At 74.4% G+C, this 24,693-nt stretch carries 23 protein-coding genes; 9 read left to right on the forward strand and 14 right to left on the reverse strand.

Features of this window, described 5'->3' with window-relative positions:
* Nucleotides 1-171: 171 nt before the first annotated feature.
* The 3 genes from ACFQ8E_RS09535 to ACFQ8E_RS09545 all read left to right on the forward strand — a co-directional run bounded on the left by ACFQ8E_RS09535 (nucleotide 172) and on the right by ACFQ8E_RS09545 (nucleotide 4,312).
* A complete protein-coding gene (locus ACFQ8E_RS09535) occupies nucleotides 172-915 on the forward strand; it encodes a lytic polysaccharide monooxygenase (protein WP_430550323.1) in 744 nt (247 codons plus the stop codon).
* A gap of 104 nt (nucleotides 916-1,019) precedes the next feature.
* Nucleotides 1,020-3,755, forward strand: a complete 2,736-nt coding sequence (locus ACFQ8E_RS09540) for a DEAD/DEAH box helicase (protein ID WP_430550324.1) — start codon at nucleotides 1,020-1,022, stop codon at nucleotides 3,753-3,755.
* A gap of 89 nt (nucleotides 3,756-3,844) precedes the next feature.
* Nucleotides 3,845-4,312, forward strand: a complete 468-nt coding sequence (locus ACFQ8E_RS09545; RefSeq protein ID WP_430550325.1) for a hypothetical protein — start codon at nucleotides 3,845-3,847, stop codon at nucleotides 4,310-4,312.
* A 10-nt stretch (nucleotides 4,313-4,322) separates the two neighbouring features.
* Here the strand turns inward: ACFQ8E_RS09545 and ACFQ8E_RS09550 are convergent, their stop codons facing one another.
* Nucleotides 4,323-5,078 carry a sulfite exporter TauE/SafE family protein gene (locus ACFQ8E_RS09550; protein WP_430550326.1) on the reverse strand — a complete coding sequence of 252 codons (756 nt, stop codon included), beginning with the start codon at nucleotides 5,076-5,078 and terminating at the stop codon, nucleotides 4,323-4,325.
* A 41-nt stretch (nucleotides 5,079-5,119) separates the two neighbouring features.
* Here ACFQ8E_RS09550 and ybaK point away from each other — a divergent pair, with 41 nt between their 5' ends.
* Complete coding sequence (ybaK, locus tag ACFQ8E_RS09555; protein WP_430550327.1) at nucleotides 5,120-5,620, forward strand: Cys-tRNA(Pro) deacylase; 501 nt, start codon at nucleotides 5,120-5,122, stop codon at nucleotides 5,618-5,620.
* A gap of 21 nt (nucleotides 5,621-5,641) precedes the next feature.
* Here the strand turns inward: ybaK and ACFQ8E_RS09560 are convergent, their stop codons facing one another.
* Nucleotides 5,642-6,040 (reverse strand): YccF domain-containing protein, encoded by a 399-nt coding sequence (locus ACFQ8E_RS09560; protein WP_430550328.1) that lies wholly within the window; start codon nucleotides 6,038-6,040, stop codon nucleotides 5,642-5,644.
* A gap of 92 nt (nucleotides 6,041-6,132) precedes the next feature.
* On the opposite strand from ACFQ8E_RS09560, the gene ACFQ8E_RS09565 reads away from it, so the two are divergent.
* Complete coding sequence (locus ACFQ8E_RS09565; RefSeq protein WP_430550329.1) at nucleotides 6,133-6,906, forward strand: YggS family pyridoxal phosphate-dependent enzyme; 774 nt, start codon at nucleotides 6,133-6,135, stop codon at nucleotides 6,904-6,906.
* A gap of 38 nt (nucleotides 6,907-6,944) precedes the next feature.
* Here the strand turns inward: ACFQ8E_RS09565 and murQ are convergent, their stop codons facing one another.
* The 7 genes from murQ to ACFQ8E_RS09600 all read right to left on the reverse strand — a co-directional run bounded on the left by murQ (nucleotide 6,945) and on the right by ACFQ8E_RS09600 (nucleotide 15,388).
* Complete coding sequence (gene murQ / locus ACFQ8E_RS09570) at nucleotides 6,945-7,919, reverse strand: N-acetylmuramic acid 6-phosphate etherase (RefSeq protein WP_430550330.1); 975 nt, start codon at nucleotides 7,917-7,919, stop codon at nucleotides 6,945-6,947.
* Entirely contained in the window at nucleotides 7,916-9,214 is a 1,299-nt protein-coding gene (locus ACFQ8E_RS09575) for an anhydro-N-acetylmuramic acid kinase (protein WP_430550331.1), read from the reverse strand. Before ACFQ8E_RS09575 ends, murQ begins: the two co-directional genes overlap by 4 nt.
* Nucleotides 9,211-10,800: a glycoside hydrolase family 3 N-terminal domain-containing protein gene (locus ACFQ8E_RS09580; protein WP_430550332.1), complete on the reverse strand. Its 1,590-nt coding sequence runs from the start codon at nucleotides 10,798-10,800 to the stop codon at nucleotides 9,211-9,213. Before ACFQ8E_RS09580 ends, ACFQ8E_RS09575 begins: the two co-directional genes overlap by 4 nt.
* Nucleotides 10,797-11,624 carry a carbohydrate ABC transporter permease gene (locus ACFQ8E_RS09585; protein ID WP_430550333.1) on the reverse strand — a complete coding sequence of 276 codons (828 nt, stop codon included), beginning with the start codon at nucleotides 11,622-11,624 and terminating at the stop codon, nucleotides 10,797-10,799. The genes ACFQ8E_RS09580 and ACFQ8E_RS09585 overlap by 4 nt, the downstream gene beginning before the upstream one ends.
* Nucleotides 11,621-12,592: a carbohydrate ABC transporter permease gene (locus tag ACFQ8E_RS09590; RefSeq protein WP_430550334.1), complete on the reverse strand. Its 972-nt coding sequence runs from the start codon at nucleotides 12,590-12,592 to the stop codon at nucleotides 11,621-11,623. Before ACFQ8E_RS09590 ends, ACFQ8E_RS09585 begins: the two co-directional genes overlap by 4 nt.
* A 3-nt stretch (nucleotides 12,593-12,595) precedes the next feature.
* A complete protein-coding gene (locus ACFQ8E_RS09595) occupies nucleotides 12,596-13,903 on the reverse strand; it encodes a sugar ABC transporter substrate-binding protein (RefSeq protein ID WP_430550335.1) in 1,308 nt (435 codons plus the stop codon).
* A 408-nt stretch (nucleotides 13,904-14,311) separates the two neighbouring features.
* Entirely contained in the window at nucleotides 14,312-15,388 is a 1,077-nt protein-coding gene (locus ACFQ8E_RS09600; protein ID WP_430550336.1) for a lipoate--protein ligase family protein, read from the reverse strand.
* Between the two features lie 138 nt (nucleotides 15,389-15,526).
* Between ACFQ8E_RS09600 and ACFQ8E_RS09605 the strand changes: the two genes are divergently transcribed.
* On the forward strand, nucleotides 15,527-16,567 hold the full coding sequence (locus ACFQ8E_RS09605; RefSeq protein WP_430550337.1) for an N-acetylglucosamine kinase: 1,041 nt from the start codon (nucleotides 15,527-15,529) through the stop codon (nucleotides 16,565-16,567).
* Nucleotides 16,564-17,451, forward strand: coding sequence for a MurR/RpiR family transcriptional regulator (locus ACFQ8E_RS09610; protein WP_430550338.1), 888 nt, complete (start codon nucleotides 16,564-16,566; stop codon nucleotides 17,449-17,451). Before ACFQ8E_RS09605 ends, ACFQ8E_RS09610 begins: the two co-directional genes overlap by 4 nt.
* A gap of 12 nt (nucleotides 17,452-17,463) precedes the next feature.
* Here ACFQ8E_RS09610 and cimA read toward each other — a convergent pair whose 3' ends face one another.
* The gene (gene cimA, locus ACFQ8E_RS09615; RefSeq protein ID WP_430550339.1) at nucleotides 17,464-19,113 is read right to left on the reverse strand and encodes a citramalate synthase; all 1,650 of its coding nucleotides are present in this window, start codon (nucleotides 19,111-19,113) and stop codon (nucleotides 17,464-17,466) included.
* A 382-nt stretch (nucleotides 19,114-19,495) separates the two neighbouring features.
* Between cimA and ACFQ8E_RS09620 the strand changes: the two genes are divergently transcribed.
* A complete protein-coding gene (locus ACFQ8E_RS09620) occupies nucleotides 19,496-19,984 on the forward strand; it encodes a DUF6069 family protein (protein WP_430550340.1) in 489 nt (162 codons plus the stop codon).
* Here the strand turns inward: ACFQ8E_RS09620 and ACFQ8E_RS09625 are convergent.
* The 4 genes from ACFQ8E_RS09625 to ACFQ8E_RS09640 form a co-directional block, all read right to left on the reverse strand.
* Complete coding sequence (locus ACFQ8E_RS09625; RefSeq protein ID WP_430550341.1) at nucleotides 19,932-21,110, reverse strand: winged helix DNA-binding domain-containing protein; 1,179 nt, start codon at nucleotides 21,108-21,110, stop codon at nucleotides 19,932-19,934. The genes ACFQ8E_RS09620 and ACFQ8E_RS09625 overlap by 53 nt on opposite strands.
* A 21-nt stretch (nucleotides 21,111-21,131) precedes the next feature.
* The gene (locus ACFQ8E_RS09630; RefSeq protein WP_430550384.1) at nucleotides 21,132-22,319 is read right to left on the reverse strand and encodes a branched-chain amino acid aminotransferase; all 1,188 of its coding nucleotides are present in this window, start codon (nucleotides 22,317-22,319) and stop codon (nucleotides 21,132-21,134) included.
* Nucleotides 22,320-22,535: 216 nt separating this feature from the next.
* Complete coding sequence (locus ACFQ8E_RS09635; protein WP_430550342.1) at nucleotides 22,536-23,579, reverse strand: 3-isopropylmalate dehydrogenase; 1,044 nt, start codon at nucleotides 23,577-23,579, stop codon at nucleotides 22,536-22,538.
* Nucleotides 23,580-23,680: 101 nt separating this feature from the next.
* Nucleotides 23,681-24,208, reverse strand: a complete 528-nt coding sequence (locus ACFQ8E_RS09640) for an ASCH domain-containing protein (RefSeq protein WP_430550343.1) — start codon at nucleotides 24,206-24,208, stop codon at nucleotides 23,681-23,683.
* Nucleotides 24,209-24,235: 27 nt separating this feature from the next.
* On the opposite strand from ACFQ8E_RS09640, the gene ACFQ8E_RS09645 reads away from it, so the two are divergent.
* A complete protein-coding gene (locus ACFQ8E_RS09645; protein WP_430550385.1) occupies nucleotides 24,236-24,670 on the forward strand; it encodes an NUDIX hydrolase in 435 nt (144 codons plus the stop codon).
* The last annotated feature ends 23 nt before the right edge of the window (nucleotides 24,671-24,693 follow it).

Consider the following 24,693-nt stretch of genomic DNA (forward strand, 5'->3'; position numbering starts at 1 on the left):
CCGGTGGCCGGCGGCGGCCCGGGGGGGGGTGGGCCCCCCCGGCCCCCCGGCCCCCCCCCCCCCCCCCCGGCCGGGGGGGGGGGCCCCCCCCCCCCCCCCCCACCGCCAGACCCGCACCACCCACGGAGCAACACCTGAGCACCTCCGAGCACCAACGAGGGAGACGAGTCGATGAAGACCACGCGTCGCAAGACCACGCTTCGCTCCGCCCTGCTCGCCGCAGCGGTCGGGATCCTGACCGTCGCGGCGCCGCTCGCCGTCGCGCCCAGCGCGTCGGCACACGGCTGGATCACCAGCCCGCCGAGCCGCCAGGACCACTGCGCCACGCGCACCGTGTCCTTCGACTGCGGCGGCGTCCAGTACGAGCCCCAGAGCGTCGAGGCCCCGAAGGGCTCGATGCAGTGCTCCGGCGGCAGCGGCTTCGCCGTCCTCGACGACGGCTCCAAGCCGTGGCCGCGCACCACGATCGGCAGCAGCGTGTCGATGCAGTGGAAGCTCACCGCCCGCCACGCCACCTCGACGTGGGAGTACTTCGTCGACGGCACGCTGGTCAAGACCGTCGACGACGGCGGCCGGCAGCCCGGGGCGACCGTCACGCACACGCTCGAGAACCTGCCGCAAGGCAACCACACGATCCTCGCCCGCTGGAACATCGCGGACACCGCCAACGCGTTCTACGCGTGCGTCGACGTGAACGTGGGCGGCACCGGGGGGCCCGGCCCGGACCCCACGGACCCGCCCACCGAGCCCGGTGACTGCGAGGCCCCCGCCTGGAACCCGTCGTCCGCGTACACGGGCGGCACCCAGGTCTCCCACGACGGCCGCACCTACCAGGCCAAGTGGTGGACCCAGGGCGACACCCCGTCCTCCTCGGCCGGCCAGTGGGCGGTCTGGACCGACCTCGGCGCCTGCTGACCCACCCGACGCCTCGAGCGTGCCGGGATGCCCTCGTCCGGTTCGGACGGGGAGCGTCCCGGCACGCTCGTTGCGCACGGCACGGCCTGGAAGAATGGTCGGCGATGACCTCCCCGACCTCGAACGACCCCGCCCCCCGCCCCGCCGGCACGCTGCTGCCGTACCTGCCCGCCCCGACGGGTGGCGCGCCGGACCCCGACGTCCTCTTCGAGGGGTTCGGCGAGTGGGCCGCCGGCACCGGCCGGCCGCTGTACCCCCACCAGGAGGAGGCGCTCCTCGAGCTCATGACGGGCTCGCACGTGGTGCTGGCCACCCCGACCGGCTCCGGCAAGTCGATGGTGGCGATGGGGGCGCAGTTCGCGGCGCTCGCGAACCGTCGGTCGGGCCGCGGCGGCCGCACGTTCTACACCGCGCCGCTCAAGGCGCTCGTGAGCGAGAAGTTCTTCGACCTCGTCGCCGCGTTCGGGTCGCGCAACGTGGGCATGATGACCGGCGACTCCGCCGTCAACGCCGACGCCCCGATCATCTGCTGCACCGCGGAGATCCTCGCGAACCTGGCGCTGCGGCGCGGGGCCGACGACGACGGTGTCGGCGCGGACGGCACGTCCGGCGACGACGCCATCGCCCAGGTCGTCATGGACGAGTTCCACTTCTACGGCGACCGGCAGCGCGGCCGGGCGTGGCAGGTGCCGCTGCTGGAGCTGCCGCGCACGCAGTTCCTGCTGATGTCGGCCACCCTCGGCGACACGGCCCGGCTCCGGGAGGACCTCGCCGAGCGCAGCGGCCGCCCCGTCGCGGAGGTCGCGGGCGCCGAGCGGCCGGTGCCGCTGACGTTCTCCTACGTCGTCGAGCCGCTGACGGACGTCATCGCCGAGCTCGTCACGACGCACCGCGCCCCCGTCTACGTCGTGCACTTCACGCAGAAGGACGCCGTCGAGCGCGCGCAGGCGCTGCTGTCCACGAACCTCGCGTCCAAGGACGAGAAGGCCGCGATCGCGGCCGAGATCGGCGCGTTCCGGTTCGGCACCGGCTTCGGCAAGACGCTGAGCAAGTTCCTGCGCGCCGGCGTCGGCGTGCACCACGCGGGCATGCTGCCGAAGTACCGCCGCCTCGTGGAGCGGCTCACGCAGCGCGGCCTGCTCAAGGTGGTGTGCGGCACCGACACGCTCGGCGTCGGCATCAACGTGCCCATCCGCACGGTCCTCATGACGTCGCTGGTGAAGTACGACGGCGAGCGCATGCGCCACCTCACCGCGCGCGAGTTCCACCAGATCGCCGGCCGGGCCGGGCGCGCGGGCTTCGACACCGTGGGCGAGGTGCTCGTCATGGCGCCCGAGCACGTCATCGAGAACCGCAAGCTGCTCGCCAAGGCGGGCGACGACCCGAAGAAGCTCAAGAAGGTGGTGCGCAAGAAGGCCCCCACCGGCACCGTGAACTGGACGGACTCCACGTTCGAGCGGCTGCGCGACGCCGACCCCGAGCCCCTGACGAGCCAGTTCCACGTCAACCACGCGATGGTGCTCAACGTGCTGGCACGGGACTCCTCGGGCTCGGACGGCGACCCCGTCGAGGCCATGCGCCACCTGCTGGTCGCCAACCACGACACCGAGGCGCAGCAGGCCAAGCACGTGCGCCAGACGTTCCGCATCTACCGGTCCCTGCGCGTCGCGGGCGTCGTGGAGAAGGTCCGCGTGCCCGACCCGTCGCGGCCGGCCGGGTACCGGCCCAGCGTGCGGCTCGTCGTCGACCTGCCGCGCGACTTCGCGCTCAACGCGCCGCTGTCGCCGTTCGCCCTCGCGGCGATGGACCTGCTCGACGTCGAGAGCCCCACCCACGTGCTCGACGTCGTCTCGGTCATCGAGGCGACCCTCGACGACCCGCGCCAGATCCTGTACGCCCAGCAGAGCAAGGCGAAGGGCGAGGCCGTCGCGGCGATGAAGGCCGAGGGCATGGAGTACGAGGAGCGCATGGAGGCGCTCGAGGACGTCACGTGGCCGCGGCCGCTCGCCGACCTGCTCGAGCCCGCGTTCGCCACCTACAAGCGGTCGAACCCGTGGGTGGCCGACGCCGAGCTCGCCCCCAAGTCCGTGGTGCGCGACATGCTCGAGCAGGCCATGACCTTCGCCGAGCTGGTCAGCGTGTACGGGCTGGAGCGCACCGAGGGCGTCGTGCTGCGCTACCTCGCCGACGCCTACCGCGCGCTGCGCCAGGTGGTGCCCGAGGAGCACCGCACCGAGGAGGTGCAGGAGGTCGTCGAGTGGCTCGGCGAGCTGGTGCGCGGCGTCGACTCGTCGCTGCTGGACGAGTGGGAGCGGCTGCAGAACCCGGTCGACGACGACGCCGACACCGTCGTCGAGGGCGAGCTCGCCGAGGCGGGCGCGGAGGCGCCCGCGCGCCCTGTGACCGGCAACCCGCGCGCCTTCCGCCGCCTGGTGCGCAACGCGACCTTCCGCCGCGTCGAGCTCGCCGCCCGCGAGGACTACGACGCGCTCGGGGCGCTCGACGCCGGGCACGGCTGGGACGGCGACGCGTGGGCGACCGCCCTCGACCCGCTGTTCGACGCGCAGGGCGACGACGCGGTCGGCATCGGCCCCGCCGCCCGCGCGGCGGGCCTGCTGACGATCCTCGAACCGGGCGCCGAGCTGCCCGGCGGCGCGACGACGACCACGCGCGACGGCGTCGAGGTCGCCGAGGTGCCCGCGGGCACGTGGTGGGTGCGGCAGGTGCTCGACGACGCCGACGGCGACCACGACTGGGCGATCACCGCCGTCGTCGACCTGGCCGCCAGCGACGAGGCCGGGGCCGTGTCGCTCACCGTGGTGGACGTCGGGCGGATCTGAGCCGACCGCGTCGGTTGCAAGCAACCGGGGTCGGCCGTGTGATCGACGCAGGGGGCCGACCCCGGCTCCCCCGACGTCAGGAGCCCGCCGTGGACACCACGACCATCGTCTGGATCGTCGTCGCCGTCGTCGTCGTGCTGCTGCTCGTGCTCGTCGCCGTGGCCCTCGCCCGCCGGTCGCGGGCCGCCGAGGCGCGCCGGCGCGAGGAACGGCGCGACGAGGCTGCCGAGCTGCGCCGCGAGGCGGAGCACGACCGGATCGCGGTGCAGGAGCGCGAGGCGGCGTCCGCGAAGCTCGACGCCGAGGCCAGGATGTCCCAGGCCGAGGCCGACCAGAAGGCCGCCGAGGCGGCGCGCCTGCAGGAGGAGGCCCGGCGCCGCGACGCGAGCCTCGACGAGCGCCGGGCCGACGTCGACGACCGCCTGCGCCGCGCGGACGAGCTGGACCCCGACCGAGGCGGGGACGACCCCGGTACGCCCGGGCGGCACGCGCCCGAGCACCGCGCGGACGGCCCCGCGGACGCCCCGCACCGGGACGAGGGCGACCGGCCTCTCTGAACCCGCCGCCTCAGCCCAGGTCCGCGAGCCCCTGGGCCAGGGTCGCGGCACCGCCGACGTACGCGAGCACGATCAGGCCGCGCCGGACGGTCGCCGCGGGGAGGCGCGGCGTGAGCCAGTCGCCGACGACGAGCCCCGCCACGATCGCCACCAGGACGACGAGCCACTGCCACGCCGCGAAGGGCGGGAAGGACGCGTCGGTGAGCGTGAGCTTCGCGATGAGCGCGGCGAGCGCGTTGGTCGCGAAGAAGGGCTGCGCCGTGGCGGCGAAGCCGCGCGGGTCCCAGCCGCTGAGCACGGAGTAGATCGCCACCGGTGGACCGCCGATGCCGGCGGCCACGCTCCCCACGCCGCTCGCGACGCCGGTGACGACCAGCGGCGTGCGGGACTCGGGCCGCACCGGGTGGCGGCCGCCGCGCCGCAGCCGGGTCGTGACGACGGCCAGCGTCATCGCGACGATCACGAGGGCCCCGACGGCGACCTCGAGCGCCGCGCGGCTCGCGTCGCGCAGCAGCAGGGCCGCGGGCACCATGACGACGACCGACGTGACGGCCAGCCAGGCGTAGCGCCGCCAGTCCACGTCCCGCGCGACGCGCCCCAGGATGAGCGCGGACGCGATCGAGCCGGCCAGGTTGACGAACAGCACGCCCTCGAGCGGGCCGACCAGGAGCACGATGAACGGGCCCGCCACGAGGCCGAAGCCCATCCCCGTGACCCGTTGGAGAGCCCCTCCCACCAGGATCGCGAGGACGAGGAGGAGGAGCACCGCTCCACCGTACCGGGGCTCCTCAGGGCACAATCGGCAGCGTGCCGAAGAAGAAGACCCACGCCTCGCACGGGACGCCCGCCGTCGTCGCGCTCGACCGCGCCGGCGTCGCCTACGGGCTGCACACCTACGACCACGACCCGGCGTCCGACCTGAGCTACGGCCTGGAGGCCGCCGAGGCGCTCGGCGCCGACCCGGCGCAGGTCTTCAAGACGCTCCTGGCGGACGTCGACGGCCGCCTGGTCGTCGGCATCGTGCCGGTGGACGGCAGCCTCGACCTCAAGGCGCTCGCCCGCGCGGTCGGCGGCAAGCGGGCCGCGATGGCGGACCCGGCCGCGGCGCAGCGCGCCACGGGCTACGTGGTGGGCGGCATCTCGCCGATCGGGCAGAAGCAGCGGCACCCGACCGTGCTCGACGGGTCCGCGGCGGGCTTCGACGTCGTCTACGTCTCCGGCGGGCGGCGCGGGCTGGACGTCTCCCTCGCCCCCGACGACCTGCTGCGCCTCACGGGCGGGACGGCGGCGCCGATCGCGCGCCCGTGAGGGCGGTGCCCGTCGGCTCGGTCAGTGCTGGTAGGTCGGGTACCGGGCGTCGCTGGGCACGATGTCCTTGCCGAGCGGCAGCAGCGAGATCGGGATCATCTTGAGGTTGGCGATCGCCAGCGGGATGCCGATGATCGTGATCGCCTGGGCGACCGCCGTCGTGATGTGCCCGATGGTGAGCCAGATGCCGGCGAAGACGATCCAGATGATGTTGCCCAGCACCGACCAGCCGCCGGCGCCCGGCTTGTCGACGACCGTGCGGCCGAACGGCCACAGCGCGTAGCCCGCGATCCGGAACGAGGCGATGCCCCACGGGATCGCGACGACCGTGATGCAGCACAGGATGCCCGCCGCGGCGTAGCCGAGCGCGAGCCAGAAGCCGCCGAAGACGAGCCAGATGATGTTGAGCAGGGCTTTCACCCGTCCATCCTCGCCTGTCGCGCGAGCGCGGCACCACCCGGGAACCCCCTGACGCGACCCTGGTCCGGTGCGACGTTCGTAGACTGGCCACCATGCCCACCGACTGTCCCGGGATCCCCGCACGCCTGGCCGCCGTCCACGACCGCGTCGCGGCCGCCGCCCGCGCGGCGGGGCGCGACCCGCGGGAGGTCCGCGTCCTGCTGGCCACCAAGACCCAGGACGCCGAGACCGTGCTCGCGGGGGTGCGGGCCGCGCTCGACCTCGCCGACGCGGCGGGCGACGACCGGCCGGTGCTGGTCGGCGAGAACCGCGTCCAGGAGCTCGTCGCGAAGGCCCCCGCGCTGGCGGACCTCGTCGCCGCGGGGCGCGTCGAGGCGCACCTCATCGGCCACCTGCAGAAGAACAAGGTCAACCAGGTGCTCGGCGTCGCCACCGCCGTCGACTCGGTGGACTCCCCCGCCCTGGCCCGCGCCCTGTCGACGCGGTGCGCGCGCGACGGCCGCACGCTCGACGTCCTGGTGCAGGTCAACGTCTCCGGAGAGGAGAGCAAGTCCGGCGTCGCGCCGGACGACGCGGCGGCGCTCGCCGTCGACGTCGCCGCGCTGCCGGGACTGCGGCTGACGGGGTTCATGACGATCGGCGCGCGCCTGGGCGAGCATCGCGACGAAGCGCTCGTGCGGGCCGGCTTCGCCCGGCTGCGCGCGGTCCGCGACGCCGTCCTCGCGAGCGGCGCGCCGGGGACCGCCGAGGCCCGCGAGCTCTCCATGGGCATGACCGGCGACCTCGAGCTCGCCGTCGCCGAGGGCGCGACCGTGGTGCGCGTCGGGACCGCCGTCTTCGGCGCCCGCCCCACCCCCACGAGGTAGCACCTCGGCCCGTCTCGTCCTCCTCCCGGGCTTCGGCGCTACCTCGGCGGTGCGGCCCCGAGACGGGCGAGCGCGCCGCGGACGCCGTCGCCGCCGTCCAGGGCGGCACGGGCAGGCTCGGCGTCGACCCCGGCCAGCAGCATGACCAGGGCGACCTGGACCTCCCCGCCGGCGTCGGCGAGCACCGGCGCACAGACCTCGGGCGCGAGCCCGGTCGCCTGGCTCAGCAGCCGCACGAGCCGGGCGCGGAGCTTGGCGTTGGACGCGCGGACGTCGACCATGAGGTTCGAGTACGTCTTGCCGAGCCGGATCATCGTGGCGGTCGAGAACGTGTTGAGCACGATCTTCTGCGCGGTGGCGGCCTTCATCCGCGTCGAGCCGGTGACGGCCTCGGGCCCCGTGTCGAGCAGGATCGCGACGTCGGCCCGGTCGGCCAGGGGCGCGGCCGGGTTGGCGCTGACGAGCGCGGTGCGCGCCCCCCGCTCGCGGGCCAGGTCGAGCGCGCCGCCGACGTAGGGCGTGCGGCCGCTGGCAGCGAGCCCGACGACGAGGTCGTGCGGGCCCACGTGGTCCAGGTCGCGCCGGCCGGCCTCGGCGTCGTCCTCCGCGCCCTCCACCGAGACGGTCATCGCGTCGGGCCCGCCGGCGAGGTGCGCGTCGAACCACTCGGGGCCGACGCCGTACGTCGGCAGCAGCTCCACCGCGTCCAGCACGCCGAGACGTCCCGACGTCCCCGCGCCCGCGTAGTGCACGCGCCCACCCGCCCGGATCGCCTCGACCGCCAGCTCCACGGCCTGCGTGACGCGGAACCGCTCGGCGCGCACCACGCTGGCGACGCCCGCGTCCTCGTCCATGATGAGGCGCACGACGTCGGCGGGCGGGAGCAGGTCGATGTCGGTGGTGCGCGGGTTGCGCTCCTCCGTCGGCGAGACGAGGCGCGCGACGTCGAGCACGTCGTCCGGGGGGCCCGCGTCCGGAGGCACGGCAGGGTCGGGCACGGTCGCTCCGCTCATCGGGTGCTTCCTCTCGTCAGGTCGCGCGCAGTGGTCGGGACGCCCGGCGCCGGGTCGCGGGGCGCGGCCCCGCTCGGTGCCGTGGTGAGCGCGAGGCGCCGCACCGGGCCGCGGACGACATCCACGGGCAGCGGGGTCGGCGGGGTGAGCGACCCCAGCACCACCGGTCGGCGGGCGCCGGTGGCCTGCCGCCGGTGCGGGCCGGGTGCGGTGCCCGGCACCCCGTGCACGCCGAGGAAGCCGAGCAGCGCGAAGAGGTACGCCTCCTTGCCGTCCGCCGGCAGCCCGAGGTCGTCCGCCGTCACGAGGCTGGTCCCGGCCGGGAGCAGCGCGCGCAGGCGGTCGCGGAGCACCGGGTTGCGGGCCCCGCCGCCGGAGATCACGACCCGCTCGACTCCCCCGCCCGGTGCGTGGTCGGCGAGGGACCGCGCCACGGTGGCCGCGGTGAGCTCGGTGAGCGTGGCGACCAGGTCGGGGATGCTGAGCCGGTCGGCCCGCACCCCCGCGGCGGCGAGGCGCGTCGCCACGTACTCCCCGTCGTAGAGCTCGCGGCCGGTGGACCGCGGCACGGGCAGGGCGTAGTACGGCTCGTCGAGCAGCGCGTCGAGCGCCTCGGGGTCGACGACGCCGCGGGCGGCGAGCTCCCCGTCGCGGTCGAACGGCTGCCCGGTGAGCCGCTGCACCGCGGCGTCGAGCAGGCAGTTGCCGGGCCCGGTGTCCCAGCCGAGCACGGGCTCGTCGTGCGCGCCGACGACGGTCACGTTGGCGATGCCGCCCACGTTGAGCGCCGCGGTGTACCGCGTGCCGGAGGGCCCGTCGTGCCCGAGCCAGAGCGCGTCGAGCACGCTCACCAGCGGCGCACCCTGCCCGCCGGCGGCGACGTCGGCGACCCGGAAGTCGTTGACCACGGGCCGTCGGGTCCGCTCCGCGATCCAGGCCGGGTTGCCGAGCTGCAGCGTGCCGCGCGCGCGACCCGCCACCACCCAGTGGTGCAGCGTCTGCCCGTGCGACGCCACGAGGTCGGCGTCGCCCCCCGCGAGGTCGTCGACGGCGCGCCGGGCGGCGGCGCCGAGCTCCTGCCCGACGAGCGTGTCGAGCTGGCACACCTCGCCCAGGTCCGCGGTGGCGGGCGGCAGCGCCGCGAGGATGCGCCGGCGCAGGTGGTCGGGCCAGGCGTACTCGGCGTGGCCGAGCGGGCGCAGCGACAGCGTGCCGTCGGGGCGCAGGTCGAGGTCCGCGGCCGCCGCGTCGATCGCGTCGACGCTGGTGCCGGACGAGATGCCGATGACGATCATCGCGCCACCTCCGTGGGTTCGGGCGCGAGCTCTCCGGCGAGGAGAGCCACGGCGGCCTCGGCGTTGGCCCGGCCGGTGCCGCAGGCCAGGACGGTCGCGGGCAGCCCGCCCGGGAGCGCGGCGAGCCACCGCTCCCCCGCGGCCGGCACGCCCGTGTGCACGACGACGAGATCCGGGCGCGCCCGCTGCAGCCGCGCCAGGCGCGCGTGCTCGGCCCCGCCGGGGACCGGTTCGCGGGTCACGACGACGAGCGGCCGGGCGCCGCCCGGCAGCCCGCGCAGCAGCGCGGCGAACCCGTCGTCGTCCAGGGCGGGGTGCACGACGGCGTGGGGCCAGCGGGCGGCGACGGCGCGCTGCACGTGCTGCGCGGTGCGCCCGGCCGCGTGGTCGAGGCGGAGCCGCAGGTCGACGACGTCGGGTGCGCTCCCGAGCGCGGGGTGCGGGCCGACGGCGCGCACCGCGCGCCGGGCTGCCTCGGCGCCCACCTCCGCGAGCGCCTCCTGCGCCCGTGCCGCCTCCGCGGCGCCGACGACGGCACCCGCGGAGGCCTGCCGGGCGCGCAGCCGGCGCACCAGGGCGTCCGTGCGTCGTCCGGAGGCCGCGAGCCGGTCCAGGGTCACCCGGCCGGCGCCGACCGCGGCCACGAGGGCGTCGACCGCGGAGCGGAACAGCGCCTCGTCGTCCCGCCCCGTCGTCGTGCCCAGGCACAGCAGGTCCGCGCCGCCCTCGACCGCGCGGACAGCGGTCTCTCCGACCTCCGCGCCGTCGGAGACGGCGCGCATGTCGAGGGCGTCGGTGACGATCGGTCCGGGGTGGCCGAGCTCCCGGGCCAGCGCCGCGACGGCCGGCTCGAGGGAGGCCGGCGCGGGCCCGAGCGCGGGCACCACGACGTGCGCCGTCATGAGCGCGTCGGCAGCGTGCCCGTCGTCGGTGCCACCGTCGGCGAGGGCCGCCGCGAACGGCACGAGGTCGCGCCCGCGCAGGGTGTCGAGGTCGGCCTCGACGACGGGCAGCGCGAGGTGGGAGTCGACGGTCGTGGACCCGTGGCCCGGGAAGTGCTTGGCACAGGTGCCGACGCCGCCGCGCTGCAGGCCGCGGGCGAACGCGACACCGTGCCGCGCGACCGCCTCCGGGTCGGTGCCGAACGCCCGCACCCCGATGACCGGGTTGCCGGGGGTGTCGACGTCGAGCACCGGCGCGAGGTCGAGGTCGACGCCAACGGCCGCGAGCAGGCGGCCCAGCGCCTCGCCCGCGTCCCCGGTGAGCCGCACGTCGTCCACCACGCCGAGCGCCGCGGCGCCGGGCAGCGACGAGCCGGTCGCGGCCTCGAGCCGCGACACGTCGCCGCCCTCCTCGTCCGTCGCGACGACCAGGTCGGGCGCGGCGTCGTGCAGGCGCGCCGTGAGCGCGGCCGTCGTGGCCAGGTCCGGCGTGTTGTGCGCGAACAGCACCACCCCGGCGAGCCCGTCGCGCGCCGCGTCGAGGAGCCAGGCGGGCGGCGTCGTGCCGGTGAAGCCGGGCAGCAGCACGCCGTGCACGGCCCGCCGGACCGCGCCGGCGCCGGCCGCGGCGCCGTGCCCGGTCACCCCTTCACCGCCCCGGAGGTCAACCCCGACGCGAGCCGGCGCTGGACGAGGATGAAGAAGACCATCACGGGCACGGTGATGATGGTCGAGGCCGCCATGATGGCGCCCCAGTCGTTGGAGTGCTGCCCGAAGAACGAGCGCAGCCCGATGGCCACCGTGTAGTTCTGCGTCTCGCCGCCGAGCAGCGTCATCGCGAAGACGAACTCGTTCCACGCCGTGATGAAGCTGAAGATGCTCGTGGCCACCAGGCCGGGCGCGACCAGCGGCAGCAGGATGGACCGGAACATCCGGCCCCAGGTGGCGCCGTCGAGGTAGGCGGCCTCCTCCAGCTCCACCGGCACGGCGGCGACGAAGCCGCGCAGCATCCAGATGCCGAAGGGCAGCGCGAGGGCGACGTACACCACGACCAGGCCGGTCAGCGTGCCGAGCAGGTCGAGGTTGCGCACCTGCACGAACAACGGGATGACGAGCGCCTCGAGCGGCACCATCTGCACGATCAGCACGAGCATGAGCACCTGGGTGCGGAGCTTGAAGCGGAAGCGCGCCACGGCCACCGACGCCAGCAGGGCGAGCAGCGACGAGATCAGCACCGTCCCGAGCGCCACGAGCAGGGAGTTGCGCAGGAAGACGTCGAAGCCGCCGTCGGTGAGCACGAACTCGAAGTGCTCGAGCGTCGGGTCGGCGGGCACGAAGGACGACCCGCGCCCCGCCTTCCCGTCGAACGCGCTGACGAGCATCCAGTAGGCCGGGAAGAGGGTGAACGCCAGGAGCAGCGCGACGGCCACCCCCTTGCCCACCCGCGTCGCGGTCGTCGGCCGGCTCACAGCTCCTCCTCCTTCAGGATCGTGCGGACGTACACGACGGTGATGGCGAGCAGCAGCAGGGTCAGCAGCACCGCGATCGCGGAGCCGAAGCCGTACCGGTTCTGGCCGAACGACTCGGTGTACGACCACACGCCGAGGTTGAGCACCTCGCGGTTGCTGCCGGCGCCGCCGGGCATGAGGTAGACCTGCGCGAAGACCTTGAAGTCCCAGATGGTCGACAGGATGATCACGACCGCGAAGATCTGCTTGAGCTGCGGCACGATCACCGAGAAGAACCGCCGCCAGGCGCCGGCGCCGTCGATCTCCGCGGCCTCCAGCAGCTCCTTCGGCACGCCGAGCAGGCCCGCGAGCACGGTGATGGCGACGAAGGGGAAGCCGTGGTGCACCACGTTGAGCAGCACGATCGCGTAGAACGACCAGCGGTCGGTGAACCAGTTGACGGGCGCGTCCTGCAGCCCGAGGGACTGCAGCACGTGGTTGAACACGCCGCGGTCGGCGTCGAAGATCCAGACCCACACGTACGTGCCGGTGACGGCGGGCATCGCCCAGGCCGCCATGATCGCGCTGGACACGATGGTCCGCCAGACGCGGCCGAGCGAGGCGAGCAGCACGGCCACGGCGGTTCCGAAGACCACCGTGAACGCCACCGACAGCACGGCGAAGACCACCGTGTTCGGCAGCACCACGGCCCACAGCTGCTCGGAGGTGAACACCTCGACGTAGTTGCCGAGGCCGATCCAGTTGGGCTCGCCGGAGACGATCTCGCGCAGCCCGTAGTCCTGCAGGGAGAACAGCCCGACCCGCACCAGCGGCCACAGGAGCAGCACCGCCAGCACGAGCAGCGCGGGCGTCAGCAGCATCCACGGCCGCACCCGCGCGAGGAGCGACTTGCCGAGCGGGCGGCGCCCGCCGGGCCCGGGCTGCTGCCCGGGCCCGGCGGGGACCGCGACGGGGAGGGTGCTCGTCATGCGTCAGCTGCCACCGTTGAGCAGCGACGTCATCTCCTCGGCCGCCTTCTTGCTGGCGGTCGGGACGTCCTCGCTCCCGGAGAGGATCGACTGCATCATCGTGCTCGTCGTGAGCTTGGCCTGCACGGCCCCGAAGTTCGGCGACACCGGCACGGACGCGCCGCCCTCGACGAACTGCTGCGCGAACGGGGCCACGAGCGGGTCGGTGCTCTTCAGCGTCTCGTCCAGGAGCGACTTCTGCCCCGGGAAGTAGCCGGCCTGCTCGCCCCACTTCGTGGCGAACTCACCCGTCGTCATGAGCTCCACGAACGCGAACGCGAGGTCCTTGTCCTCGGCCGTCTCGAACACGGACAGGTGCGAGCCGCCGAGCACCGACGGCGACATCCCGCCGTCCTTGCCGGGGATCGGGACGGCGGCGAACTTGCCGTCCATGTCCTTGTTCGCCTCGACGATGGCGCCGGGCGTCCAGGAGCCCATGATCGCCATGCCGACGTCGCCCTGGGCGAAGGCGTCGAGCACGTCGGTCTCGCGCCAGGTGGTGGCGCCCGCCGACGAGTAGCCGTCCGCGGCGAGCCCGGTCCAGAAGCTCAGGCCCTCCTGCGACTCGGGGCTGTCGAGCCCCGACGTCCAGGTGTCGCCGTCGAGCGTCGCGACGTCGCCGCCGGCGCCCCACACCCACGGGTACACCGTGAACTCGGCGTCGCCCGGTACCGCGATCGCGGTCTTCTTCGGGAACTTCTCCTTGATGGCCTTGGCCGCCGACTCGATCTCCGCCCAGGTCGTGGGCGGCTCGACGCCGGCCTCCTCGAAGATCTCCGTGTTGTACACCAGCGAGCGGACGCCGGCGTACCAGGGCATGCCGTACAGCTGCCCGTCGTACGTGCCCGCCTCGACGAGGCCGTCCACCAGGTCGTCGCCCAGGCCGGCCTCCGCCACGTAGTCGTCCAGCGGCGCGAGCGCGCCGGCGTCGGCGAACTCCGGCGTCCAGGTGGTGCCGGTCTCCGCCACGTCGGGCGTGGTGGCGCCCGCGATCGAGGTGACGAAGCGGTCGTGGGCGTCCGCCCACTCGACGAACTCGACGTTCAGCTCCGCGCCCGTCTCCTCCTTGAACGCGGTGCCGACCTCGTCGAAGAAGGCGTCGGCGCTGGGGTTCGTGCCCTGCATGATCCAGACGTCGAGGGTCTTGCCCTCGCCGTCGACCGTCCCGTCCCCGCCCCCGTCGCCGGAGCCGCCGCCGCTGCCGCACGCGGCGACGCCGAGCGCCACCAGCGCCGCGGTGGCCACGGCCCCCACGTTCCTGCGGGTCCACATGTCTCGACGCATCGTCGTCCTCCCCCGGCGGCCGCTGGGCCGCCCTCCTTGGTGCGCGGCGCCGCCGTTGTCGCGGTCGCGCGCCGTTCTCGCGGTCATGTCCTGCCGACGTCCTCGTCGTCCGGCGTGACGTCGTCGTCTCGCTGCCTTGCTGATCGCTGTGCTGATCCTGAGGTGATCCCTGAGGTGATCCCTGAGGTGATCCCTGAGGTGATCCCTGAGGTGATCGCTGTCGTGCGGGCGACACCCCGGCCCTGAAAGGAAGTTCCCGAGCATCGCGCTGTGAGGGAGATTACTGACCGAACGCGGATAACGAAAGCCCCCGCACCAATTCGTGACGGGACGGTGACCTCGTCGGCGCGTCGCGGTCGGTGCGGGGGCGGTGCGCGGGGGTGCCCGCGAGGTCGCTCAGGGCACTCGGTTGATCCAGGCCGGGTCGGCGAACTTCGTCCGGACCAGCTCCTCGGCCCGCGCCAGCTCGTCGGGTCGCAGCTCGGAGCCCACCGTCCGGTGGTGGGCCCTGAAGTGCGCCTCGAACGCGTCGACGATCTCGTCGCGCGACATGCCGGTCTGCGAGCGCAGGGGGTCCACCCGCTTGTTGGCGCTGGTGGTGCCCTTGTCGGAGAGCTTCTCGCGGCCGATGCGCAGCACCTCGAGCATCTTCGCGTTGTCGATGTCGTACGCCATCGTCATGTGGTGCAGCACCGCGCCGCCCGCCAGCCGCTTCTGCGCCGAGCCCGCGAGCTTGCCCCCGGGCGACGCGACGTCGTTCATGCCGGAGAAGTAGGCCTCGACGCCGACGTCGTGCAGCGCGCCCAGCACCCACGAGTCGAGGAACGCGTACGACTGCTCGAACGACAGGCCGTCGACGAGCGACGCCGGCACGACCAGCGAGAACGTCACGCAGTTGCCGGCCTCCATGAACATGGCGCCGCCGCCGGAGATACGACGCACCACCGTGACGTCGTGCTCGCGCACGCCCGCCGGGTCCACCTCGTTGCGCAGCGACTGGAACGAGCCGATGAAGACGGCGCGCTCGTTCCAGTCCCAGAACCGCAGCGTGGGACCGCGACGCCCCTCGGCCAGCTCCTCGGTGAGCACCTGGTCCAGGGCGGCGAGGGTCGCCGGGGGCAGCGGGCCGGGGCGCAGCACCTCGAACGTGTGGTCGTCCCAGGTGGTGGCCAGGCCGAGCGCGCGGCGGACCGCGACCGCGACCGCCCACGCGTCGAAGCCGATCATCGTCACGGTGCCCGCCACACGGCCGTCCTGCTCGGCGATGCGCAGCCCGTCGTCGACGGCCCGCGCGAGCTCGCTCGTGGACGTCTCGCGCGGCAGCCCGGTGAGGGTGGCGTCGATGACCTCGAGGGCGTCGTCGGGCTCGAGGAAGAAGTCGCCGCTGAGCCTGACGTCGGCGAGCAACCCGTCGCGCACGTCGAGGTCGACCGTCACGAGCTTGCCACCGGGAACCTTGTACTCACCATGCACGTCTCCACGGTAGCCGCGCAGCGGCCGTCGCGGAGGCGGCGTCGGTCACACCCGGGCGCGCAGGGTCCGCCGACGGCTCGGGCGAGATTCTTTTTGTGAGGTGCCCAACCAGAGAAAATCGCTGCCACACTGGGTCCCGTGACCGGCCCCGACGTCCCCCTCGCGCCCGAGCACGTCGTCGCCGTGGACGTCGGCGGCAGCGGCGCCCGCCTCGTCGCCACGCCCGTGCACGGCCCCGGCGGCGCCGGGGGCACCGCGATCACCCTCAGCGGGCGCCCGGTCCGCATCACCACCGCCGGGAGCGACGCCGCCGACGTCGTGGCCGAGCTGGTGGACACCCTCGCCGGTCGCCGGCCCGGGCTGCGCGTCGCCGCGGCCGCCGTGTCGGTCACCGGACTCCCCTCTCTCGTCCCCGACCCCGGCGCGCTGCACGACGTGCTGCACGCCGCGGGCGCCTCCGTCACGGCGGTCGCCGCGGACGCGCTCGCCGCCCACCTCGGCGCCCTCGGCGGTCGCCCCGGTGCCGTCGCCGCCGTCGGCACGGGCGCCATCGTCCTCGCCACGGACCTGCGGCGCCGGTGGCACCGCGCGGACGGCTGGGGGCACCTGCTCGGCGACCTCGGCTCCGGCTCGTGGATCGGAGCCCACGGCCTGCGGGCCGCCGTCGCCACCCACGACGGGCGCCCCGGGCCGGCCTCCCCCACGCTGCTCGCCGCCGCGCTCGAGCGCTTCGGCCCCGTCGAGGGCTGGCCCGCCGCCCTGTACGGGCGCCCCGACCGCGCGCACGTCCTCGCCTCCTTCACCCCGGCCGTCGCCGACGCCGCCGCGGCGGGCGACCTCGTCGCGAACGGCATCCTGCACGACGCCGGGACCCACCTCGCGGAGAGCGTCGCCGCCGCGCTGCGCCCCGGGATCCCACCGCTCGCGGCCGTCACCGGCGGCGTCCTGCAGATCGGCGCGCCCGTGACCACGCCCCTCAAGGCCCGGCTGTCCGCCCTGCGCCCCGACGTGCGGCTCGTCCCCGCCGACGGGAGCCCGATCGACGGCGCGCTGCGCCTCGCCCGTTCCCTCGTCGACCCTCGCGACGGCGAGCTCGTGGAACCCCACGACACCTGGCTCACGGTTCGAGCCACCACCCACCCGTCTCCGGCGCCTGCCGGGAAGGAGATCCGCGCATGAACGGTGACGTCCTCGTCCGGCTCCGCCAGGCGCTGCCCACGCTGCGCCCCGCGGAGGCGCGGATCGCCGCGGTCGTGCTCGACGACCCGCCCGGCGTCGTCGGCGCCACCATCACCGAGCTCGCCGCCCGCGCCGGGACGTCGCAGGCGACGGTCGTCCGGTTCTGCCGGGCCGTCGGCTATGCCGGGTACCCCGAGTTCCGCATCGACCTCGCGCAGGCCACGAGCCGGCGCGCCGTCGAGCTGGAGCGCTCCGGCATCGCCGAGGGCGAGATCAACCGGACCGACACCGCCACCGACGTCGTGTCGAAGATCGCGTTCCACGAGGCGCGGACGATCGAGGAGACGGCGCGCATGCTCGACCTCGACGCGCTGGAGCACGCCGTCGACGCCGTGGCGTCCGCCCCGCGCGTCGACGTCTACGGCGTGGGGTCCAGCGGCCTCACGGCGCAGGACCTCGGGCAGAAGCTCACCCGCATCGGCATCGCCTGCTTCGCCCCCGTGGACCTGCACGGCCAGCTCCAGTCGGCGGCCCTGCTGGGCGAGGGCTGCGTCGCCGTCGCCGTCTCGCACACGGGCACCACCGTGGAGACCGTGCAGGCGCTCACGCTGGCCCGCGACGCGGGCGCCACCACCGTGGCCGTCACGAACTTCCCGGCGTCCCCCCTGGCGGAGCTCGCCGACGTCGTGCTGGCGACGACGGCGCGCGAGACCCAGTTCCGCTCGGGGGCGATGTCGAGCCGCATCGCCCAGCTCGCCGTCGTCGACTTCCTCTTCGTCCGCGTGGCGCAGCGTCGCTACGACCGCACCACCGCCGCCCTCAAGGCGACGTACGAGGCGGTCCGGCCGCACCGCCTGACCAACGGCAGCCGCGGCGCGCGCTGACGGTGCGGCGCCTCAGCGCGGCTCGACGCCCGCGTGCAGGAGGCCGTAGACGTACGCGTCGATGAGCGACTCCCACGCCGCCTCGATGACGTTCGGGCCCACGCCCACCGTGGACCACGAGTGCTGCCCGTCCGTGGTCTCGACCAGCACCCGCGTGGTGGCGTCGGTGCCCTGCTGGGCATCGAGGATGCGCACCTTGAAGTCGATGAGCTCGAACTTCTCGATCTGCGGGTACACGCGGGTGAGTGCGCTGCGCAGCGCCTGGTCGAGGGCGTTCACGGGCCCGTTGCCCTCGCCCGTCGCGACGACGCGCTCCCCGCCGGCGTGCAGCTTCACCGTCGCCTCCGCGACGGCGTCGGCCTCGCGGCTCGACGCGTCGTGGCCGGGACCGCCGGCGACCGTCTCGACGATGGTCCGCCAGCTCTCGACCCGGAAGTACGTCTGCCGGGTCCCGGTGAGCTCCTCGCGCAGCAACAGCTCGAAGGAGGCGTCGGCGGCGTCGAAGGTGTAGCCCTGCGCCTCGGCGTCCTTGACCCGCGTCGTGACGCGGGTGAGCAGCTCGCCCTGACCGCTGAGGTCGTAGCCCAGCTCGCGGCCCTTGAGCTCGATGGACGCGCGCCCGGCCATGTCCGACACGAGCATGCGCATGTCGTTGCCGACCGCGGTGGGGTCGATGTGCTGGTAGAGGTCCGGGTCGACCTTGATCGCGCTCGCGTGCAGGCCCGCCTTGTGGGCGAACGCGCTGGCCCCGACGTACGGCTGGCGCGCGTACGGGGAGATGTTGGTGATCTCGGCGACGGCGTGCGCGATGCGCGTCGCGTCCTCGAGGCCGCCTCCGACGAGGGTGCGCAGGCCGTGCTTGAGCTCGAGGTTCGCGACGACGGTGACGAGGTCGACGTTGCCGGTGCGCTCGCCGTAGCCGTTCACGGTGCCCTGCACGTGCCATGCGCCGGCGGCCACGGCGGCGAGCGTGTTCGCGACCGCGCAGCCCGAGTCGTTGTGGGCGTGCATGCCGAGCAGCCGGTCCCCTGCGACGGCGTCGCGCCCGTGCGGCAGCCCCAGGGACTCGCGCACCTCGCTCACGACGTCGGTCACCCAGTGCGGCAGCATGCCGCCGTTGGTGTCGCACAGCGTGACCACCTCGGCGCCCGCCTCGAACGCCGCCTGCGCCGCGGCCAGGGAGTACGCCGGGTCGAACCGGTAGCCGTCGAAGAAGTGCTCGGCGTCCACCACGACGCGGCGCCCCTCGCCCACCAGGAACGCCACGGTGTCGGCGATCATCGCCAGGCCCTCGTCGGGCGTGGTGCGCAGCGCGCGCTCCACGTGCCGCACGTCCGACTTGGCGACCAGCGTGACGACCGGCGCCTCGGAGTCGAGCAGGGCGCGCACCTGCGGGTCGTCCCACGCGCGGGTGCCCGCCTTGCGGGTGGCCCCGAACGCCGCGAGCACCGCGTTCCTCAGGTCGAGCTCCTTGGCCGCGCGCCGGAAGAACTCCGTGTCCTTGGGCACCGCCCCCGGCCAGCCGCCCTCGATGAAGCCGACGCCCAGCTCGTCCAGCAGCGGCGCGATGGCCAGCTTGTCCGCCACGGAGAGGTTCATGCCCTCCTGCTGCGCACCGTCGCGCAGGGTGGTGTCGTACACGTGGAACGGGGTGGCGGTCATGCGGGACTCCCACATCGAGAAGCATCGAGAAGCTCTGGGCGTTCTGGTCAACAAAAAAGACCCCCCGGGGTACGGAAGGTCTGCGCGTCCGGCGGGTGTGCCGGACGCGCTACCGAATGATGAGCGAGCGACGCAGGTGCGCGAGGCGTGTCATGGGCCACATGGTGCCACACCCGCCCCCCGGCCGGACAGGGCGTCCACGGCTGGCACCGGACGGCCCGCCCGTGCGACCTGACCCGGGGTGTGGTCGGCTGGCACTCGTCACCGAGGTCAGGAGGCAGTACCGATGACCGACACGCGCCCACCAGGCGGCCCGACCGGCCCGACGCCCGGGGTGACTCCGGGCGATGTGAGTCCAGGCGGCATCACCCAGCCCCCGTCCGTGGTGCCGACGGCGGAGCCCGCGGACGCCTGGGACGCCCCGGCCCCGGCGTCGCGCGGGCTGCTGGAGCTGGACCGGGGCCGCTTCTGGTCCGGCGCCGCCGTGACCGTGGTGGTCTGCGCCGTCCTGGGGCTCGCGGCGTCCGTCGTCTTCGACAGCGCGTTCGACGTCGGGCTGCTCGGCCCCTCCCGCCTCGTCCCGGACGCCCCCGGGCTCGCGTGGGCGCTGACCGGCGCCCTGTTCGCCCTGCTCGCGGCCATGGTGCTCCAGCTGCTCGTGCGGGTCGTGCCGCGACCGCGGATGTTCTTCGGCTGGCTGGTCGCGCTGGTCACCGTGATCCTCGCCGCGCTCGCGTTCACCGGTTCGGGCGACGGCGCCTCGGCGGTCGTGACCGCCCTCGTGTGGATCGTCGTCGGCATCGCCGTCTCGGCGATGCTCAACGGCGTGCTCGGCCGGACTCTCGTGCGGCCGGCTCGGCCGACCAGGTGACCTCGCGCTCGGGCGCGTCGGGCGCGGCGAGGTCGAGCAGCGAGGCGGCCTCCTCCTCCAGCTCGGACCGGTGGTGCGCCCAGGCGTCGCCGGTGAAGGGCTCGAGGTGCACGGTGGCGCGGCGGGCGTCCACGTCCAGGGCCCACGTCCCGGCGACGCGGCCGTCCACCCAGAGGGTCGGGAGCACGTCGGCGTTGCGCCGGTAGACGAGCCCCGCGTGCTCGGGGTCGACGATCCGGGACCGCTCGTCGAGCGCCACCAGCAGCTGGTCCCAGCGCGGCAGCAGCCGCACCGGCGCCGGCGCGTCCGCCGGGACGAGGTCCGCGTCGGCCAGGTCGACGAGCTCGCGACCGTCGGGCGCGGCGTACGGCCGCAGCTCCAGGAGCGCGAGCGCACGCTTCAGCGCCCCGACGCCGCGGACGCCGACGCCCCGCGCGACGTCGCGCGGCGACGCCGGGCCGAAGGCCCGCAGGTACTTCTCGACGGCGCGGGCCCGCGCCTCGTCCGGAGGGAGCGTGGGCAACGGGTGCGGCACGCGGTCGGCGAGCCACCGCGACCCGTCCTGGTAGCGCGCCGCGACGTGGGAGCCCCACAGGCCGCTCGGCGGCACGTGCACGAGGCCGCCGCCCGCGCTCGCGAGCCGCCACCACGCACGGCTCACACCCCCGGGGATCGCCGCGACGGCGTCGACGCCCGGGTACTGCTCGCCGGCGAACTCCTCCACCTCGTCGAGCGTGCGTGGCTCGGCGCAGAACCCGCGCACGGCGGCGTTGAGGCCCACGAGGTCGACGCCCGCCCGCCGGGCGCTCGCGCGCCACGCCGCCAGCCGCTGCTCCGCGGAGACGGCGTCGAGCAGCGGCCAGTCGACGCTCGGCACCACGTGCAGGGTGGACCGCATGACGGTCGCCTTGACGACCTCGCCGCCGGTGAGGGCCTCCTCGAGAGCGCCGACGGTCTGCCCGGCCCGCCGCGCCCACAGCGCGACGTACGGCATGTCGGCGTGCTGCGCCTGCAGGCCGCCCACCCGCCCGACGACGGCGGGGACGTCGTCGTCGGAGCGGGTGAGCAGCTGCTGGCGCGCGAGCGTGGTCCGGTTGAGCTCGTCGGCCGTGATCGGGGTGACCATCTGGCGACGGGCCTCCCTCCGTCAGGCGAGCCGGCGCATCCAGCCGTGCCGGTCCGCGGCCCGGCCGTACTGGATGTCGGTGAGCTCGTCGCGGATCGCCATGGTGAGCTCGCCCGGCTCCCCGCCCGAGACCTGCACGTCGAACTCGTCGCCCGCGAGGCGGCCGACGGGCGTGATGACGGCCGCCGTGCCGCAGGCGAAGATCTCGCGCACGGTACCGTCCCGGAGCCCGGCGACGACCTCGGCGAGCGGGAGACGACGCTCGACCGCCTGGTGCCCGCGGTCCGCGGCGAGCTGCAGGATGGAGGAGCGCGTCACGCCCTCGAGGAACGAGCCGGTGAGCTCCGGCGTGTGCACCGAGCCGTCCGCCATGACCACGAAGACGTTCATGCCGCCGAGCTCCTCGAGCGCGGTGTTGGTCGTCGCGTCGAGGTAGCAGACCTGGTCGAAGCCCTTCTCGGCCGCGAGCTGCTGCGGCAGCAGGCTCGCCGCGTAGTTGCCGCCGTACTTCGCGTCGCCCGTCCCCCCGGGCCCGGAGCGGTGATAGTGCTCGTCGATCCAGATCGACACCGGCTTCACGCCGCCCGCGAAGTACGGGCCGACGGGCGAGGCGATGACGAGGTACTCGGCCTCGTTCGTGGGACGCACCCCGAGGAACGCCTCCGACGCGAACGTGAAGGGCCGCAGGTAGAGGCTGAAGTCCTCGCCGGAGGGGACCCAGTCGATGTCGGTGCGCACGAGCGCCGCGATGGAGCCGATGAAGTCGTCCACCGGCAGAGCGGGCAGCGCCAGGCGGTGCGCCGAGCGCGCGAACCGCGCCGCGTTGGCGTCCGGGCGGAAGGTCCAGACGGAGCCGTCCGCGTGCCGGTACGCCTTCATCCCCTCGAAGATCTCCTGCGCGTAGTGCAGGACGGCGGTCGCCGGGTCGAGCTGCAACGGGCCGTACTTCTCGACGCGCCGGTCGAGCCAGCCGTCGCCCCGGCGCCAGCTGATGCGCGCCATGTGGTCGGTGAACACGGTGCCGAACTTCGGGGACCGCAGCGCGGCCTCACGGTCGGCGTCCGGGGTGGGGCTGTCCGTGGCGCGCACGTCGAACAGGGCGACGAGGTCCTCGAGCTCGGCCGGGAGGATGCCCGGCGTGCCGGTGGTCGAGGCGGTGCTCGACGCAGCGCCGGCGGCGGACGGAGAGGTGCTGGATGTGGTCATGATCGGGGGCCTTTCACCGGGTGACCCCTGTAGTTTTCCACGACCGTGCACCTCGTGGGCACCGGCGTCGCTCCGACCACAGCGGCCACCCGGACGGAATGGGACGTCGGGTGATCGACAGGGGGGATGACGGCCGGGGCGGGCGGTGGCTCGGACGACACGTCCGACGGCGCGGCGCGGGTGGCGCCGCGCCGTCCGGCGACGACGGTGAGGCTGTCGTCAGCCGTTGACGCGTGCGGCAAGGTCGCGCCCGACCTCGGCCGTCGTGCGTACTCGGTCGCCGCGCTCGACGAGGTCGGCCGCGACGGCAGCCTCCACCCGCTTGCTCTCCTCGGCGAGTCCGAGGTGGTCGAGCAGCAGGGACACCGACAGCACGGTGGCGGTCGGGTCGGCCTTGCCCTGGCCCGCGATGTCCGGCGCGGAGCCGTGCACCGGCTCGAACATGGACGGCGCGGTGCGGTCGGGGTTGATGTTCGCCGACGCGGCCAGGCCGATGCCGCCGGTGATGGCGGCGGCCTGGTCCGTGAGGATGTCGCCGAACAGGTTGTCGGTGACGATCACGTCGAACCGCGACGGGTTCGTCGTGAGGAAGATCGTGGCGGCGTCCACGTGCAGGTAGTCCGTGGTGACGTCGGGGAACTCCGCGTTGACCGCCTCGACGGTGCGGCGCCACAGGTGCCCGGCGTGGACCAGCACGTTGTGCTTGTGCACCAGCGTGAGGTGCTTGCGCGGGCGGGCCTGGGCCCGGGTGAAGGCGTCGCGCACGACACGCTCCACGCCGAAGGCCGTGTTGACGGACACCTCGGTCGCGATCTCGTGCGGGGTGCCGACGCGCAGCGCGCCGCCGTTGCCCACGTACGGTCCCTCGGTGCCCTCGCGCACGACGACGAAGTCGACGTCGCCGGGGTTCGCCAGGGGGCTCGTCACGCCGGGGTACAGCTTGCCCGGGCGCAGGTTCACGTAGTGGTCCAGCGAGAAGCGGAGCTTGAGCAGGAGGCCGCGCTCGAGGACGCCCGACGGCACGCTCGGGTCGCCGATGGCGCCGAGCAGGATCGCGTCGTGCTGCTTGATGGCCTCGAGGTCGGCATCGGTGAGCGTCTCGCCCGTCGCGTGCCAGCGGCGCGCGCCCAGGTCGAACTCGGTGGTGGAGATCTTCACGTCCGAGCCGGCCACGGCCGCCTCGAGGACCGCCAGGCCCTGCTCCACGACTTCCGTGCCGATGCCGTCGCCGGCCACCACTGCCAGGTCGATGCTCCGCGTCATGGGCCGAGCCTAAGCCCGTCGAATCATGATGCGGACACGAATCTCATGTGCTGGACAGACGCGGCCGTGACCTCCCTGGTCATGGGACCGCGGTGCCGGCGTCAGGCGCGGTAGAGCACCTTGAACCGCTCGCAGACGACCGGCATCGACGGGTCGAACTCGCGTCCGATCTGCGGCAGCGTACGGCGCCAGTAGCGCTCGTGGCCCTCGCGCCAGTCGGCCAGCGACCGGTCGCCCTCGCCCTCGGCCGCCGCGTGCTCGGCCGTGACCTCGTCGAACGGGACCGTCTCCACCTGCGTGGTCCTGACGAGCAGCCGCGGCGCGCCCTCGCCGTCGAGCACGATCGACAGGTCGCCCTTGCGCGGCAGCGGCTCGTCGGCGGCCTCGTACTCCCAGACCGCGGCGGCGGTGCCGGTCTTCACGCCGTCGAGGACGAGGCCCAGCAGCTCGTCCGCCAGCTCGGACGAGTCCCCGAACGCCCAGGCCGGCGGCGGCACCACGTTCTCGGACCGCTCTCCCACGGCACCGCCGTGGCTGGTGCGGCCGGCGCTCGGGCGCGCGACGTCCCAGAACTGCGTGATGCTGTCGGCCTGCTCGGGATCCAGCCCGGGGTTCGCGTCGTCGCTCATGGGGTCCATCCTGCCAGGATGACCAGCATGGACACCCGCGTCGCCGCATACGCCCTGGTCGTCGAGGGCGACCGCATCCTCCTCCCCCACTGGTCGAGCGACGTGGGGTCGGGCTGGACCATGCCCGGGGGCGGCATCGACCCCGGCGAGCACCCGGAGGACGCAGCCGTCCGCGAGCTGCGGGAGGAGACCGGGTACGACGTCGCGCTCGACGGCCTGCTCGGCGTCGACAGCATCGTGATCCCGCCCGAGGGCCGCGTCGTCGTGGACGGCACCGACCACGCGGTGGCGCTGCAGGGCATCCGCATCGTCTACCGCGCGCACGTCGTCGGCGGCGAGCTCACCAGGGAGTCCGACGGCACCACCGACGACGTCGCGTGGCACCGGTTGTCCGACGTGGACGCGCTCGACCGCGTCGAGCTCGTCGACGTCGTCCGGGGGTGGGCGGGCCTGCTCGGCTGACGGACGGACCACCTCGCCGTTCC

The sequence above is a fragment of the Isoptericola sp. NPDC056573 genome, assembly GCF_042793335.1.
GTDB lineage: Bacteria > Actinomycetota > Actinomycetes > Actinomycetales > Cellulomonadaceae > Isoptericola.

Bases quoted from the DNA above. Each gene is read 5' to 3' on its own strand.
- ACFQ8E_RS09535 (WP_430550323.1), top strand. From the start codon at position 172: ATGAAGACCACGCGTCGCAAGACCACGCTTCGCTCCGCCCTGCTCGCC.
- ACFQ8E_RS09540 (WP_430550324.1), top strand. From the start codon at position 1,020: ATGACCTCCCCGACCTCGAACGACCCCGCCCCCCGCCCCGCCGGCACG.
- ACFQ8E_RS09565 (WP_430550329.1), top strand. From the start codon at position 6,133: ATGCCCACCGACTGTCCCGGGATCCCCGCACGCCTGGCCGCCGTCCAC.
- murQ (WP_430550330.1), bottom strand. From the start codon at position 7,919: ATGAGCGGAGCGACCGTGCCCGACCCTGCCGTGCCTCCGGACGCGGGC.
- ACFQ8E_RS09575 (WP_430550331.1), bottom strand. From the start codon at position 9,214: ATGATCGTCATCGGCATCTCGTCCGGCACCAGCGTCGACGCGATCGAC.
- ACFQ8E_RS09590 (WP_430550334.1), bottom strand. From the start codon at position 12,592: ATGACGAGCACCCTCCCCGTCGCGGTCCCCGCCGGGCCCGGGCAGCAG.
- ACFQ8E_RS09595 (WP_430550335.1), bottom strand. From the start codon at position 13,903: ATGTGGACCCGCAGGAACGTGGGGGCCGTGGCCACCGCGGCGCTGGTG.
- ACFQ8E_RS09610 (WP_430550338.1), top strand. From the start codon at position 16,564: ATGAACGGTGACGTCCTCGTCCGGCTCCGCCAGGCGCTGCCCACGCTG.
- cimA (WP_430550339.1), bottom strand. From the start codon at position 19,113: ATGACCGCCACCCCGTTCCACGTGTACGACACCACCCTGCGCGACGGT.
- ACFQ8E_RS09625 (WP_430550341.1), bottom strand. From the start codon at position 21,110: ATGGTCACCCCGATCACGGCCGACGAGCTCAACCGGACCACGCTCGCG.
- ACFQ8E_RS09635 (WP_430550342.1), bottom strand. From the start codon at position 23,579: ATGACGCGGAGCATCGACCTGGCAGTGGTGGCCGGCGACGGCATCGGC.
- ACFQ8E_RS09640 (WP_430550343.1), bottom strand. From the start codon at position 24,208: ATGAGCGACGACGCGAACCCCGGGCTGGATCCCGAGCAGGCCGACAGC.
- ACFQ8E_RS09645 (WP_430550385.1), top strand. From the start codon at position 24,236: ATGGACACCCGCGTCGCCGCATACGCCCTGGTCGTCGAGGGCGACCGC.